15 protein-coding genes are annotated in these 14,314 nt (G+C 74.0%); 4 read left to right on the plus strand and 11 right to left on the minus strand.

Annotated features, from left to right (window positions below):
- Positions 1-39: 39 nt before the first annotated feature.
- The 3 genes from ELR47_RS12710 to ELR47_RS12720 form a co-directional block, all read right to left on the minus strand.
- Positions 40-678: an ATP-binding cassette domain-containing protein gene (locus tag ELR47_RS12710; protein WP_229730689.1), complete on the minus strand. Its 639-nt coding sequence runs from the start codon at positions 676-678 to the stop codon at positions 40-42.
- Positions 578-1,588: an ATP-binding cassette domain-containing protein gene (locus tag ELR47_RS12715; RefSeq protein WP_165404058.1), complete on the minus strand. Its 1,011-nt coding sequence runs from the start codon at positions 1,586-1,588 to the stop codon at positions 578-580. Before ELR47_RS12715 ends, ELR47_RS12710 begins: the two co-directional genes overlap by 101 nt.
- A 232-nt stretch (positions 1,589-1,820) precedes the next feature.
- The gene (locus ELR47_RS12720) at positions 1,821-2,210 is read right to left on the minus strand and encodes a hypothetical protein (RefSeq protein ID WP_130650239.1); all 390 of its coding nucleotides are present in this window, start codon (positions 2,208-2,210) and stop codon (positions 1,821-1,823) included.
- Between the two features lie 117 nt (positions 2,211-2,327).
- Here ELR47_RS12720 and ELR47_RS12725 point away from each other — a divergent pair, with 117 nt between their 5' ends.
- Positions 2,328-2,729, plus strand: coding sequence for a PH domain-containing protein (locus ELR47_RS12725; RefSeq protein ID WP_130650240.1), 402 nt, complete (start codon positions 2,328-2,330; stop codon positions 2,727-2,729).
- A 72-nt stretch (positions 2,730-2,801) separates the two neighbouring features.
- Complete coding sequence (locus tag ELR47_RS12730; RefSeq protein WP_130650241.1) at positions 2,802-3,131, plus strand: hypothetical protein; 330 nt, start codon at positions 2,802-2,804, stop codon at positions 3,129-3,131.
- Between the two features lie 50 nt (positions 3,132-3,181).
- Here the strand turns inward: ELR47_RS12730 and ELR47_RS12735 are convergent, their stop codons facing one another.
- The 8 genes from ELR47_RS12735 to ELR47_RS12775 all read right to left on the minus strand — a co-directional run bounded on the left by ELR47_RS12735 (position 3,182) and on the right by ELR47_RS12775 (position 12,170).
- Positions 3,182-3,424: a hypothetical protein gene (locus ELR47_RS12735; RefSeq protein ID WP_130650242.1), complete on the minus strand. Its 243-nt coding sequence runs from the start codon at positions 3,422-3,424 to the stop codon at positions 3,182-3,184.
- A 285-nt stretch (positions 3,425-3,709) separates the two neighbouring features.
- Complete coding sequence (locus ELR47_RS12740; RefSeq protein WP_130651372.1) at positions 3,710-5,059, minus strand: glycine--tRNA ligase; 1,350 nt, start codon at positions 5,057-5,059, stop codon at positions 3,710-3,712.
- A gap of 187 nt (positions 5,060-5,246) precedes the next feature.
- The gene (locus ELR47_RS12745; protein ID WP_130650243.1) at positions 5,247-5,759 is read right to left on the minus strand and encodes an inorganic diphosphatase; all 513 of its coding nucleotides are present in this window, start codon (positions 5,757-5,759) and stop codon (positions 5,247-5,249) included.
- Complete coding sequence (locus ELR47_RS12750; RefSeq protein ID WP_229730683.1) at positions 5,728-6,606, minus strand: ECF transporter S component; 879 nt, start codon at positions 6,604-6,606, stop codon at positions 5,728-5,730. Before ELR47_RS12750 ends, ELR47_RS12745 begins: the two co-directional genes overlap by 32 nt.
- Entirely contained in the window at positions 6,603-8,219 is a 1,617-nt protein-coding gene (locus ELR47_RS12755; RefSeq protein WP_130650244.1) for an ABC transporter ATP-binding protein, read from the minus strand. Before ELR47_RS12755 ends, ELR47_RS12750 begins: the two co-directional genes overlap by 4 nt.
- The gene (locus tag ELR47_RS12760) at positions 8,216-9,421 is read right to left on the minus strand and encodes an energy-coupling factor transporter transmembrane component T (protein ID WP_420811108.1); all 1,206 of its coding nucleotides are present in this window, start codon (positions 9,419-9,421) and stop codon (positions 8,216-8,218) included. The genes ELR47_RS12755 and ELR47_RS12760 overlap by 4 nt, the downstream gene beginning before the upstream one ends.
- Complete coding sequence (locus tag ELR47_RS18405; RefSeq protein WP_165404059.1) at positions 9,418-10,602, minus strand: hypothetical protein; 1,185 nt, start codon at positions 10,600-10,602, stop codon at positions 9,418-9,420. Before ELR47_RS18405 ends, ELR47_RS12760 begins: the two co-directional genes overlap by 4 nt.
- The gene (locus tag ELR47_RS12775) at positions 10,599-12,170 is read right to left on the minus strand and encodes an S-layer homology domain-containing protein (RefSeq protein WP_130650248.1); all 1,572 of its coding nucleotides are present in this window, start codon (positions 12,168-12,170) and stop codon (positions 10,599-10,601) included. Before ELR47_RS12775 ends, ELR47_RS18405 begins: the two co-directional genes overlap by 4 nt.
- Before the next feature lie 372 nt (positions 12,171-12,542).
- On the opposite strand from ELR47_RS12775, the gene ELR47_RS12780 reads away from it, so the two are divergent.
- Together ELR47_RS12780 and ELR47_RS12785 are read left to right on the plus strand one after the other, a co-directional pair.
- A complete protein-coding gene (locus tag ELR47_RS12780; protein WP_130650249.1) occupies positions 12,543-13,373 on the plus strand; it encodes a thioesterase family protein in 831 nt (276 codons plus the stop codon).
- Between the two features lie 348 nt (positions 13,374-13,721).
- Positions 13,722-14,279, plus strand: coding sequence for a hypothetical protein (locus ELR47_RS12785; RefSeq protein WP_130650250.1), 558 nt, complete (start codon positions 13,722-13,724; stop codon positions 14,277-14,279).
- Positions 14,280-14,314 lie beyond the last annotated feature (35 nt).

The following is a 14,314-nucleotide window of genomic DNA, read 5'->3' on the forward strand; positions in this document are numbered from 1 at the left end:
GCGCGGCGCGTTGGTCGAACGGGGCGACGGCCGCGCAACCTACGGCACGCCGGGCCGTCCCTCGTCCAGGCGCACGTCGACCCGGCCGTCGGCGACCTCCCACGTCGTCGTGGTCGCCGCGGCGGCCAACGCCTCGTCGTGGGTGACCAGCACGAGGGCGCCGTCCCAGGCCGCGAGCGCCGCCTCGAGCCGTTCGATCGAGGGCAGATCCAGGTGGTTGGTGGGCTCGTCGAGCACCAGCACGCTGGCCGTCGCGGACAGCAACCCTGCCAACGCGAGCTTGCGGGCCTCCCCCGGCGACGGCGCGTCGGTGACCAGCACCCGGTCGGGATCGACCCCGAGCGTGGCCAACGTCCCGAGCACCCGGCCACGGACCTCCGGGTCGAGCCGACGGACGTCCTCGAGCACCCGCGACGGGTCGGACAGCTCCTGTGGGAGGATCCCGACCTGCTCGGCGGCGTCGGACAGCCGCGCCAGCAGCACGGCGAGCAGCGTCGACTTACCGGCGCCGTTCGCCCCGGCCACGCGGACGCGCTGACCGCGCTGCAGCGCTACGTCGACGTCCTGCAGCAGCACCTCACCACCGGCGTGCCGGACGTCCCCCTGCACCTCGACCAGCACCCGCCGGCCCGAGTCGACGTGGCGGAACCCGAGCGCCCCGCCCAGCTCGCGCTGCACGTCGAACAACGCCTCGGCGTCCTCGGCCCGCGCCACGCGCGCGTGCATCTGGGTGACCCGCTGCGCCAGTGCCTGCTCGGCCTTGCGCTGCGCGAACTTGCGTCGCCTCGCGGGCGTCGGGCTGGTTCGCGCCGGCGAGGCGACGCTCCCGGCGCGGTCCGACCTCGGCGCCGTGCCGGTCGCGACGGACGTCGCCGAGGAGGCGTTGCTCACGGCGCAGCTCGCGCCTGGCGCGCTCGTGCGCGTCGCGTTCGGCCTGCTCGGCGGCCCGCCAGCGGGGGGCCGCCTCGCCGTGGCTGCCGGCGTGGAGTTCCACCCGGCCACGGTGCACGCGCAACGTGCGGCTCGTGAGGCGTTCGAGCACGGCCCGGTCATGGCTGGCGAGCAGCCCGAGCCCACCGAAGCGCTGCAGCACACCGACCAGCAGGTCACGGGCCGCGGCGTCGAGGTGGTTGGTCGGCTCGTCGAGCAGCAGCACGTCGGGCTGCTCGGCCAGCGCGGCCGCCACCTGCCAGCGCTTGCGCTGCCCCGGCGAGAGCGCGCCCCAGCCACGGCCGACACGGGAGTCGAGGTCGTCGGGATCGAGGTGCAGCCGACGGCGCAGCCGGACGGCCACGCCGTCCCACTGCCAGGCGAAGCCGCGCACGTCGTCGGTCAGCTCGTCGACGTCCTGGCGCACGAGCCGGACCGGTCCGGTCGCCTGGACCTCGAGCGTCCCGCCGATCGGCGTCAGCTCGCCGGCCAGCAGGCGCAGCAACGTGGACTTGCCGGCGCCGTTGGGTCCGACCACGCCGACGAAGGGGCGCGGCTCGGCCGGTTCCGGGGCGGCGAGGTCGAGGGTGACGTCGTCGAGGACGCCGGCGGCGAGCGTGTGGGCGTGGCGCAGCCCACGCAGATGCACGGAGACCATGCGGGATCCTTGCGGCGTGCGTGCGGAGGCACGCAGTCCAGCCGAGGCACGAGGCATCGGCGACGGCGAGGTTCAGCCGTGGACCCGCAAGGAGGACGCTCCGGGATCGGGGACCGTGGAGGACCGGCGGCGAGACGACTCGCGACGCGGACGCGGCGACGCTACCGGACCGCCGGGAGGGATGTCGAGCACTCCGGCCGCACGGGGCGGTCGGTGGCCACGCGGCTGCGGCTCACAGCTCCGCACGCACCTCGTCGAGGCGGCGGCGCACCTCGGCCAGGCGGGCGACGGCCCGCTGCCGGTCGGTCCCGTCGAGCCCGACACGTCCGAGCCGGTCGGCGAGCACCTCGACCTCGAGCGTCAGCAGTTCCACCTCGGTGCGGACCTGCTGCACGGCGTCGAGGCTCGCGAACGGCCGGGCGAGGATCGCCTCGTGCAACAGCTTGCGCGCCCGCTCGTCACGGCGCAGCAGTTCCGCCGGCACCCGTGCCCGCGCGAGCAGGTCGTCGAGGTCCGGCAGCGCACGCTCGAACGGCAGCTCGAGCAGGACCTCCTCGAGGCGCACGAGCGCGTCGTCGACCTCGGAAGGGCCCGGCACGGGCGACCCGCGGTCCTCGCTCACGACCGCACCTCCTCACCGGAGCCGCCAGGGTATCCCGCCGGCCGGGGCGATCGGGGAGCTCGCGACGTCCCGGGGCGTTGCTAGCGTCGCAACGGCACGCGATCTCGAGGGGGCTCGGTGGCCGAGCGGACGATCCGTCCACGCTGGTGGCGCGTGCCGGTGTTCTGGGCCATGGTGCTGGTCGCGGTGCCGCCGCTGTGGCGGCTCGTCGCCGGGCTGGGACTGATCGGGCTCGACGGCAGCCTGTTGGCACTCGTGGGGCTGTACCTGGTGCTGATCGTCACCACCGCCCGGGTGACGGTCTCGCCCGCAGGGGTCCGTCTGCACCGGCTGATGCGCCAGCGGGCCGAGTACGGGTGGGACGAGGTGGCCGGGTTCGCCGGGACGAGCAGCTTCCGCCCGCCGACCGTGCGCCTGCGCGACGGGCGTGAGCTCGCGGTGCTCGACACGCCCGGCGACACCGACCGCGTCGTCACGGCGCTCGAGGAGGCCCGTCGGCGGTGGCAGGCGGAGGCCTGACCCGCGCGGTCAGCGGGGCACGGACGTGGGCACGCGGCGGCGAACCGGCGACCGGTCGGGCAGGATGGTGACATGGAGCACATCCCCTCCCCCAAGGAACTGCGTACCGCGGCGCGGGCGTGCACGCTGCTGGCCTACGCGGCCGGCCTGGCCGGCGTCGCGGGCGGCACGCTGATGCTGCGCGACGACGAACTCGCGATGGCGCTGGTGCTCTACACCGTCACGTTCGCCGTCGGGGCGGCCCTGATGGGCGTCGCCGTTCTCGTCCGGTCCGTGGCGGGGCTGTCGCTGCAGCTGCACCGGGTCGAGTCCGACGTGCGGGTCCTGGTTGGCGACCGCGTCCGCGGCGGGCCGGCAGCGGACGAGCACGACCCCTGGCGCGGTCACCACCCGCCCTACTGACGCGACGAGGGTCCGCGCAGGGGCGCGGACCCTCGTCTGTCGACGCCGGTTCAGCCGGTCGGGCACGCCGCGTTCAGGGCCGCCACGACGTCCGGCGTCGCGATGCCGAGCGCGATCGCGTAGTCGGTCAGCACCTGGTTGGCCAGGGCCGGGTCGTTGCGGTGGATCTGGAGCACCGTGCGCAGCGGGACCGTGTCACCGCTGCCGATCGGGTACTCGAGCCCGTCCCGGGCCACCGTGGCGAGCAGGCCCTGGCTCTGCAGGACACCGATGCCGAACTGCTGGCACGCCACGCCGGCGGGCTGGCCGCCCTGCGCCGTACGAGCGGGGGGGTGCGGCAGCAGCGGGAAGGGCCGAGACGAGCAGGAGGCTGGCGGCGGACAGGCCGACGAGGAAGCGACGCATGGAGGTCTCCCAGACCGAGGGTTGGTACGGACACCCCTCCATCCGCCACCGACCGGTCGGTGGACGGGCGGCAGCCGGGGGACGGGCGCACTCCCCCGCGGGACGCGCGTCACCGCCCATCCGGCGTACGCGGCCGAGCTCGCCTTCGACCGACCACGAAGCCGGGCGGAGGGTCACCAGGCGGGCAGACGCTCGGCGAGGTAGTCGACGAGCCGGTCCATCGAGACCCGGTCCTGCGACATCGTGTCGCGGTCGCGGACGGTGACGGCCTTGTCCTCGATGGTGTCGAAGTCGACCGTGACGCAGTACGGGGTGCCGATCTCGTCCTGGCGGCGGTAGCGGCGACCGATGGCCTGGGTCTCGTCGTAGTCGCACATCCAGCGCACCTTGACCGCGTCGAACACCTCGCGGGCCACCGGCGTGAGCTCCTCCTTGCGCGACAGGGGCAGCACGGCGACCTTGTAGGGCGCGAGCCGGTGGTCGAGCCGGAGCACGGTGCGGTCCTGGAGTTCGCCCTTGGCGTCGGGTGCCTGCTCGACCCGGTAGGCGTCGAACAGGAACGCGAGCGTCGCCCGCGTCGCCCCCGCCGCCGGCTCGATCACGTAGGGCACGTAGCGGTGGTCGTTGGGCTGGTCGTAGTAGGACAGGTCCTTGCCCGACGCCTCGCCGTGGGCCTTGAGGTCGAAGTCGGTGCGGTTCGCGAGCCCCTCGAGCTCGGACCACCCCATCGAGGCGTCCGGGAAGTAGTACTCGATGTCGACGGTGCGCTTGGCGTAGTGCGACAGCTCGTCCTCGGCGTGCTCGCGGATGCGCAGGTTCTCGGGCCGGATGCCGAGGTCGCGGTACCAGCGCATCCGCTCGTCGATCCAGTACTGGTGCCACTGCTCGTCGCTGCCGGGCTCGACGAAGAACTCCATCTCCATCTGTTCGAACTCGCGCGTGCGGAAGATGAAGTTGCCCGGCGTGATCTCGTTGCGGAACGACTTGCCCATCTGCGCGATGCCGAACGGCGGCTTCTTGCGCGTGGAGCGCTGCACGGTCGCGAAGTTCACGAACATGCCCTGGGCGGTCTCGGGTCGCAGCCAGGCGATGGACGTGTCGGAGGCGACCGGCCCGACGTTGGTCTTGAACATCAGGTTGAAGTGGCGCGGATCACCCAGCGTGGGCTTCTTGCAGGTCGGGCACTCGATCTCGCCCTCGGCCGTCTCCGAGCCGAGCTGCGCCTCGCGCAGGTGGTCCTCCCGGAAACGCTGGTGGCACTGGCTGCACTCGACCAGCGGGTCGGAGAAGTTGGCGAGATGGCCCGACGCCTGCCACACGTCGGTGGGGCCGAGGATCGCCTGTTCCATGCCCACGACGTCGTCGCGCAGCTGCACCATCGTGCGCCACCACTGCCGCTTGACGTTCTCCTTGAGCTCGACACCGAGCGGGCCGTAGTCCCAGGTGGAGCGCACCCCGCCGTAGATCTCGGCGGTCGGGAAGATGATGCCGCGCTGCTTGCACAGCTCGACGATGGTGGCCATCTCGACGGAGACGCTGGGGCTGGACTCGGACACGGGACGCTCCTGGGCAGGGTTCGACCACCGCTGGCTGCGGCAGCGAGCGGCCCAGCCTACCGGCCGTACCGACCCTCCCCGGGCGTCGTGCCGACCCTGCCCGGGCGTCGTGCCGACCCTGCCCGGGCGTCGGGCCGGGCGTCGAGCCGGGGCGTCAGGCCCGCATCGCGTCGTGCACCAGCCGGCGGGCCGCCTCGGCGTCGAGCCAGCCGCGGACCTCGACCCGGTCGTCGCCCTCGAGCTGCTTGTAGGTCTCGAAGAACTGGCGGATCTCGCGCCGGTTGGCCTCGGGCAGGTCGTCGATGTCGGTGATGTCGGCGAACCGGTCGTCGTCGTCGGGCACCGCGACGAGGTTGCGGTCCTCCCCCGAGGCGTCGACCAGGTGCAGGACACCGACGGGACGCGCGCGGACGACCGTGCCGGGCACCGCCGCGTCGTAGGCGGCGAGGACCACGTCGAGGGCGTCACCGTCGGCGGCCGTGGTCGAGGGAACGAAGCCGTAGTCGGTCGGGTAGCGGACCGCGCCCGGGAGCACCCGGTCGCGCACGAGCACGCCCAGTTCCGGGTCGTACTCGTACTTGTTGCGACTGCCGACCGAGACCTCGACCACGACGTTGACCACGGCGGGCGCGTCGTCACCGACCGGAAGGCGCTCGAGGTTCGTCATCGGATGACCCTACGTCGTCGGCGAAGACGACGGGCGCGTCGAACGCGGCCTTGCGGGCAGCACGCCGCAGGGCCCGCAGCAGCGGGCGTCCGGTCAGCAGGACCAGCCCGGCGGTGACCAGGGCGCGCGGGACGTCGAAGCCCATCGAGGTCGCGAGGGTGAACGCGACGAACCGGCGCAGGTTGTCGCCCACCGGGTCGCCGGGCACGAACGAGATCGCCGTGGTCTCGGGCAGGGCGAACGGCCAGAACGACAGGTTGAGCATCAGTCCGTAGAACAGCCCGGCGAGCAGGCTGTAGACGGCCAGCATCGCCAACTCCGCCCGACCGCGCAGCGGCGGGAGCAGCCCTGCTCCGGCCCCCACCCAGGCGGCACCGAGCATCTGGAACGGCAGCCACGGCCCGACCCCGCCGGTCGTCAACGCCGAGGCGAACAACGTGGTCGCCCCCAGGACGAACCCGAACCCGGCACCGTGGACGCGACCGGCGAGGACGAGCAGGAAGAACACCGGTTCGAACCCGGCGACGCCCGTGCCCAGCGGGCGCAACGCCGCACCGACGGCCGTGAGCACCCCGAGCATCGCCACCGCCTTGGCGTCGATGCCGCCGTCGGCGATCTCGCTGAGCACCACCATCAGCACCAGCGGCAACAGCAGCGTGAAGAGCAGCGGCGCGTCACGCAGGTTCGCCGAGGCCAGCCCCGGGTCGACGAACAGCGGCCAGGCGAACGCCGCCAGCCCGATGCTCGTCGCCAACAGCACGGCGAGGGTGGCACGCGGCCGCAGCCGGATCGCGCGGGTCGAGCGCGACCCGTCACGGGGCCGACGGGGCACCTCGGGCGCGCTCACGCGTCGACCGCCAGGGCACCCGCCACCTCGGCGGGGGTGAGCCACACGGCCGGCGCCAGCACCTTGGCCACCTGGGGCGAGAACGCCGGCGAGCCGACCACGACCTCGTCGGTCGGGCCGTCGGCCACCACCTCGCCGTCGGCGATCACGACGGTCCGGGTGGCGAGGTCGGCGACGAGCTCCACGTCGTGGGTCGCCAGCACGATCGCAATGCCGTCCTCGGCGAGGCCGCGCAGGATCGCGGCCAGGCGCTCCTTGGCCCGGTAGTCGAGCCCGCGGGTGGGCTCGTCGAGCAGCAGCAGCGGCGGCTCGGCGACGAGCACCAACGCGAGCACCAAGCCGAGGCGCTGCCCCTCGGACAGGTCACGGGGATGACGGTCGTCGTCGAGGCCGGGGACGAGCCGCTCGAGCAGCGCCCGGCAGGTCCCAGCGGGCCGCCCGGCGTCCTGGTCGGCCTGGGCGCACTCCTGCCCCACCGTCTCGGCGTAGAGCAGGTCCGCCGGCTCCTGCGGCACCAGACCGACGTGGCCGAGCAGCTGGCGGGGCCTGAGCGCCACCGGGTCCTCGTCGGCGACGCGGACGCTGCCCTGCAGCGGGCGGTGCAGGCCGACCAGGCTGCGCAGCAGGGTGGACTTGCCCGCACCGTTGCGTCCCATGACGGCGACGACCTCCCCCGCGGCGACCGCGAGGTCCACCTCACGCAGGGCCAGGACGGCGCCGAGCCGGACGCTGAGGTCGCGCACGGCCGCGACGATCGGCGCGGTGGCCGGAGGCTGGCGGCGCGGCGGACGCGTCCGGGCGGCCAGGCGCTCGCGCAGTTCCGGTGCGCGGCGGCGGGCGTCGCGGACCGACAGGGGCAGCGGGTCCCAGCCGGCGACCCGACCGAGTTCCACCACCGGCGGTGCGACCGGCGTCGTGCGCAGCACGTCGGCGGGTTCCCCGACCTGGAGGGCCGAACCGTCGCCGGGCACGTGGATGACCCGGTCGGCGTACTGCACGACCCGCTCGAGGCGGTGCTCGGCCAGCAGGACGGTGACCCCGAGGTCGTGCACGAGCCGCTGCAGCGCCGCCAGCACCTCCTCGGCGGCCGGCGGGTCGAGCGCCGAGGTGGGTTCGTCGAGCACCAGCACCCGCGGGTGCACGGTCAGCACCGATCCGATCGCGACGCGCTGGCGCTGGCCTCCCGAGAGCTGCTCGAGGGGACGGTCGCGCAGCTCGACCAGCCCGAGCAGGTCCAGGGTCTCCTCGACCCGCCGGCGCATCACGTCGGCGGGCAGGCCCAGCGACTCCATCCCGTAGGCGAGCTCCTCCTCCACCACGTCGGTCACGAACCCGGAGCGTGGGTCCTGCCCGACGACCCCGACCACGTCGGCGAGCTCGCGCGGCGGGTGCAGGCGGGTGTCACGGCCGGCGACGGTCACCCGTCCGTGCAACGTGCCGCCGGTGAAGTGTGGGACCAGGCCGTTGACGGTGCGCAGCAGCGTCGACTTGCCCGAGCCGGTGCGCCCGACGACCAGGCACAGCTCACCCTCGGGTACCTCGAGGTCGACGTTCGCCAACGCCGGGCGCTCCGCCCCGGCGTAGGTCACCCCCATCTGCTCGAACCGGATCACGTCTGCACCTCCACGCGCGGTCCGCTCCCGGCAGCGGTGCGGTCGCCCGGGTCGGCGCCGACCGCGTGGCTCCCGGTGCCCTCGCCGTTCCCGCCGGACAACGTCGGCGGCGGTGTCAGCCACGCCGGCAGCAGTGCCGCCAGCAGCCCGAGGGTGGGCACCAGCGGCAGCGACGGCGCGGTCAGCGGCACGAACGCCGGCTCGAGCGAGACCGGATCGAGCATCCCACCGACGAACGCGGCCACGGCGGCGAGGACGCCGACCCCGGCGGTCAGCCGTTCGGGCGCCGCCCACGGGTCGGGCCGGTAGCGGCTGCGGACGGTGCGCCGACCGGCGAGGCGCACCCCGGTCAGCCCGGCGACCAGCCCGAACACGAGCGCGGGCAGGCCGAGCAGCACCGGACTGCCCGTGTCGAGCATGCCGTAGACGCCGACGCTGGTGCCGAGCAGTCCCGTCAGCGTGAGCACCCCCGTGAGCCGCTGGACGCGCACGGGGACGTCCGCCCGGCGGCCGTACCCACGGGAGTCCATGGCCGCGGCCAGCGCCAACGACCGCTCGAGCGCGTCCTCGACGACCGGCAGCGCGACCGACAGCACGCTGCGCAGACCGCGGTCGGGTCGGCCCCGCAGCCGCCGTGCCGCCCGGATGCGCTGCACGCTGCCCACCAGCGACGGCGCGAACGACAGGGCGACCACCACCGCGACCCCGATCTCGTACAGCGCCGAGGGCATCGACGCGAGCAGTCGCTTGGGATTGGCGAGCGCGTTCGCTGCGCCCACGCAGGCCAGGATGGTCGCCAGGCGCAGCCCGTCGACGAACGCGGCGACGACCGACTCGAGGGTGACCGAACCGCCGAGGGTGACGCCGGCGGCCCAGTCGGGCAGGTCCGCCTCGGGCAGGGTGAACAGCAGCGTGTCGCCCTGCGCGACGCCGAGCACGACCTGGAAGACGAGGCGGATCGTGAGCACGACCAGCCCGAGCTTGAGGAACATCGCGAAGGAACGCGCCCACGGTGCCGCGGTGCGGCGGGCCGCCACGACGTAGCCGGCCACCACCAGCACGAGGCCGAGCAGCAGCGGGTTGAAGGTCCGGGTCGCGACGGTGGCCAGGCCGAGCGCCCACAGCCACCACGCCCCCGGGTGCAGGGGGCGTGGCAGCAGAGGCCGTGCCGGTCGCCGACGCTGGCCGGGGCCGTCCATCAGGCGGCATCACCGAGGTCGTCGCGACGCCGGGCGCGCAGCACGCCGGCACCGGCGAGGCCCGCCACGAGCACCCCACCGGCGATGGCACCGACGGGCACACCACCGGCGCCGTCGGCGGGGAGGCCGACGGCGACGAGGTCGTCCTCCTCGTCCCGGGCTCCCTCGGTGTCCCGGGCTCCCTCGGTGTCCCGGGCTCCCTCGGTGTCCCGGGCTTCCTCGGCGGCGCGGTCGTCGGCATCGGTCGGCGCATCGTCGGGGTCGGCAGCCTCGTCGGGAACCCCGCCCCCGTCTCCGTCCTCGGAGCCGTTGCCGTCCGGGGTGCCGCCATCACCGCCGTCACCGCTGGCGCGGTCGCCCGACGGGGTGCTTCCGGTGCCCGGACCGGTCCCCGGCGCCGCGTCGCGTTCCTCGGGACGCTCGGCCGGAGGCCGTCCGTCGGCGTCCGCCGCTTCCGTCGCCCGCTGCGGCACGGACCCGGACGACGAGCCGGAGCTCGCACCCGAGGTCGAACCGGAGTTCGAGCTGCCACCCGATCCGGTGCCGTTCCCACCCGAGCCCGTGCCGCCCGACGCACCGGCGTCACGGGACGGGGTCCGGCCCGGCGACGGCGTGGTGGTCGGCGAGGTCGTCGGCGTCGGCGTCGGCGAGGTCGTCGGCGTCGGCGTCGGCGAGGTCGTCGGCGTCGGCGTCGGCGTCGGCGTCGGCGTGGGCGTCGGGGCGGCCGCAGCGGCCGGCGGCCGGCGGCCGGGCTGCTCGCCGGCACCGAAGGCCCAGCCCTCGACCGTCCCCTTCTGCGGCGTGCGGTTGCCGGCCCCACGGTTGCTGTAGGACCAGCTCCCGCCCGCGGGGGCGTGCCAGTAGGACCAGTAGGCGTCCGCGGGCGCGCCGTTGCACGGGTCGGGCCGACCCTCGATCGTGCAGACCATGCCGGGCTGGCGCGGCACGAACGTGTAGTCGACGCCCGCCCGGCGCAGCGCGTCCAGGCCGCTCGACGGCGAGCCCGGGGCGCAGGCGGTGCGGACGCTGCCGCCGAGGCGAGTCGCGTCGATCACGACCCAGACGCCGTCGCACTCGTCGGCGGCGACGGCGGGCGCCGGCGCGGCGCCCACCACCGCCCCGGCCACGAGGGCCAGGGCGACGACGAGCGACCGCGCCGGGTGGAGCCGGGAACCGAGCGTCACGAGGCGTCCGCGACCTGCAGCGCGCGCCACAGCAGCGACGCGACCTGGTCACGGCGCATCGTCGCGCCCGGGGTGAAGGTGGTGCCGTCGCCGGTGCCGAACGCCACCTCGGCGTCCCGCAGCGCGTTGATCTGCTGACGGTGCTGGATCCCGGCGATGTCGGTGAACCGGTCGGTGTCGACCGGGTCGAGGTCCAGCCAACGGGCGATCAGCGCCGCCGACTGGTCACGACGGACGAGCTGACCGGGACGGAACGTGTCGTCCGAGTACCCGAACACGATCCCTTCCTCCGCCAGCGCCTCGATGTAGCCGGCGTGGGTGGCGTTGGCCGGGACGTCGGTGAACCGGGTCGGGCCACTCGCGGGCGTGATCCCCGAGGCGCGCCCGAGGAAGCTCGCGAGCTGGCCGCGGGTGACGCCGGCGCGAGGCGCGAACGTTCCGTCGGTGCGACCCGCGATGATGCCGGCTGCGTCGAGCACGGCGATGCTCTGCGCGTGCGCGCTGCCGGGGACCACGTCGGGGAAGCGCAGGCAGGACGGGTTCGGCGCTCCGGCGACGGCACTGTCGATGGTGGTCTCCGTCAGCGGCACGCCGCTCAGGCCGGGCAGCGCCTGCGCGGTCGCCCGGGTCAGGTCACCGGCCTCGTCGAAGGTGAAGGGAATGGCGCCGGCGTCGGCCTCGAAGCAGGCGTACTGCACCGTGGCCAGCCACTCGGCCGCGGCCTCGAAGGCCTCGAGCTCACCGGCGGCAACCAGCGCGACGGCGGCCAGCCCGGTCGAGTTGCTGTTGGCAGCGGCCTCCGGACCACCGAAGCTGCCGTCGTCAGCCTGCTCGTCGAGCAGCCAGTCGACCGCCGCGTCGGCCGCGTCGTCCGCACCGACCGCGAGCAGCGCCTGCACGGCGAAGCCGGTGGCGTCCACGTCCGAGGTGCAGGTGTCGGTCGGGAACGAACTCGGGTAGCCACCGTTCTCGCAGGCGGTGTCGACCAGCAGCTCGACCGCGGCGTCAGACGGGCCTTCGTCGGTCGCGCGCTCCAGGGCGATCAGCGCCAGCGACTGGGTCAGCACGTTGCTGTAGTCGCCCCACGGCGAGACGTCGCGGTAGCGGCCGAGCACGTCCTGACGGTCCTGCAGGCGCTCGACGAGGTTGACTCCGCCGAAGTCGGTCGCGTCCCGGCCCGCCGTCTCGGCGACCAGGATCAGCTTGGCGGTCGCCCCGGCATAGGCCTCCTCCTCGCCATCACCGGCGTACTGGACGACCTGGGTCGCGAGCCAGTCCGTCGCCGCCGTGATGTCGGCGCCGGCGACCCCGGCACCCGCGAGGGCGTAGACGGTGTCCGCCGTCAACCCGTGGTCGACGTAGGAGGAGCCGTCGAAGGTGGTCTCGATCCGTTCGCCCTCGACGAGCTGGCCGGCGAGCCAGGCACCGGCCGCGTCGGACGCGGTCTCGGCAACGGGAGCGGGAGCGGGAGTGTCCGCGGTCTGGGCGACCGCGGTGGTCGGCACGAGCAGAGCCGCAACGGCGGTGCCGGCGACGATGCCCCGACCTCCACCTCGCAGGATGCGCATTCGGTGTCCTCTCGATGGTCGAGGCGCACGTGCGGTCGTCCCCCGGGCGGCACTTCGACACGACGCCGCCCTCCGACGCGCGGGTGCGCGTGGAGGGCGGGAGGTGGCTCGGACCGCTGCGTCCGGGCTCCGCCCCGCAGTCCTCGACGGGTAGCAATGGAGCCGCGCGTCCACCGTGGGTACTCCGGCTCGCCGCGTTCGCGGACCACGGGGGTCCGGACCGCGGCCTACGGTTGCGGGTCAGCGCCGGACTCGGACCGGCTTCCCCCAGCGGCAGGCGTGTGGTGGACGAAGTGCATCACGCCCGCCGGCCCGGTGTCAACGCGCGCGCCGTCTAGCGTCCGCGACGAGCGAGCACCGACAGGAGTCGAGATGGGGCAGACCCGCTTCGAGCAGGACACGGCGGTGGTGGTCGTCGACGAGGGCCGCTACCGCGGCCGCATCGACGACGGTTGGGCCGTCATCCCCGGCGGGGCGCCCAACGGCGGCTACGTCCTGGCCCTGACGGCCCGCGCGATGCGTGAGCCGGTCCCCCACCCCGACCCCGTCACCATCACCGGACACTTCCTGGCGCCCACCGTGCCCGGCGAGGTGGACCTCGAGGTGGAGGTGATCCGCCGCGGACGGCGCCACTCCACCGTACAGGCGCGCCTGCGGCAGGACGGCCGCGAGACCCTGCGGGCACTGGCCACCTTCGGCGACCTCGCCGCGGCCGACGGACCGAGCCGTGTCGATCGGTCGGCTCCGGCCTACCCGCCGGTGGGTGACTGCGTCGACGCGACCGGGGCGGCGTTGGCGCAGGCGGCCGCCGGCGGGTTCCCCGCGCCGCCGATCCTGGAACGCTTCGACCACCGCATGCCGCCCGAGATGCTCGGCTGGAGCCAGGGCCGGCCGCTGGGTCGCGGCGAGATGGGCGGGCACCTGCGCTGGGCCGACGACGCCGACCTCGATCCGCTCGGGGTGCTGGTGGTGACCGACTGCTACCCGCCGGCGGTGTTCAACACCGGCGACAGCCGGCTCGGGTGGGTGCCGACGATCGAGCTGACCGTGCAGGTCCGCAAGCGGCCCGCCCCGGGCTACGTCACCTCCCGCCTGACGACCCAGGCGATCACCAACGGCTATCTCGAGGAGGACGGCGAGGTCTGGGACGCCGAGGGCGACCTCGTCGCCCTGTCCCGCCAACTCGCACTCAGCTCCCGGTGAGTCCGGCGGTGGGTGTGGTGGAGTTGGCCTCGGCGGGGTGCGCACAGCGGCGTCGTGCCGCGACGACGGTGGCGGATGCGAGCAGCGGGGCGTTGGCGTGTGGAACCGATCCGCCGTGGTAGGAGTCGTTCTGGTGGGATGAGAGGAGCCGTGCAGGACGCCGACACCTTCGCGGCGTTCTACGAGTCGAGCTACGGCCCTCGGCGAAGGCCCAGCGAACGGGCGTTGTGCCTACTCGGCGATCGGCACTGCCGACCTCCTGTATGCCGGGCTGCGGGAACCGGGCGTGGATCGTCCTCGTCCAACCCGCAGAAGAGAGAGGACGCGATGCGGACGAGCCGGTTCGTCGTGGCAGCCGTGCTGACTTTGAGCTTGGCACTGGCCGGCTACGGCCTGCTCGAGGGTTGGCTCGGTCAACGCGGGCCCGTCCAAACGCTCGCCAAGAGGTACGAGATGCCAGCCGGATCCCCGCCCGTCGCGAACGAGGAGGTAGCCGTCGTCACTCTCGAGCTCGCCTTGGACCGGGATACGGCCGCACTCCTGTGGGACGAACATGTCCCGGACGATCTCCCGCGTCGCCGGGGCAAGCCCTTCGATGAAGGGATCTACGGCAACCTAGATGGCGTCGACTTCGACAGCCAGGTGGTCGCGCTGTGGTGGGGTGGTGAGGCCACGTGCGCCCAAGCGGTGACCGACGTGCAGCTCCCTGAACCGGCGACCGTCGAGTTGCACACCACCGAGGAGGCACCTGACTGCTTGGACATGGCGATCCCCTTCCGAATGCTGCTCGCCATCGACCGCGACCGCCTTCCTGATCCTGCGGAGCTGCCGGCCAACCTGGCCATAGTCAGGGATGGTCACCGCCGAAACGCCGGCCAGGCCGATCTGTCGACCGAAGCCGGCTGAGCACCGCTGCACTCATCCAGGTCAATCCGGGCGTT

The sequence above is a fragment of the Egicoccus halophilus genome (assembly GCF_004300825.1).
In the GTDB taxonomy this organism is placed as follows: Bacteria; Actinomycetota; Nitriliruptoria; order Nitriliruptorales; family Nitriliruptoraceae; genus Egicoccus; species Egicoccus halophilus.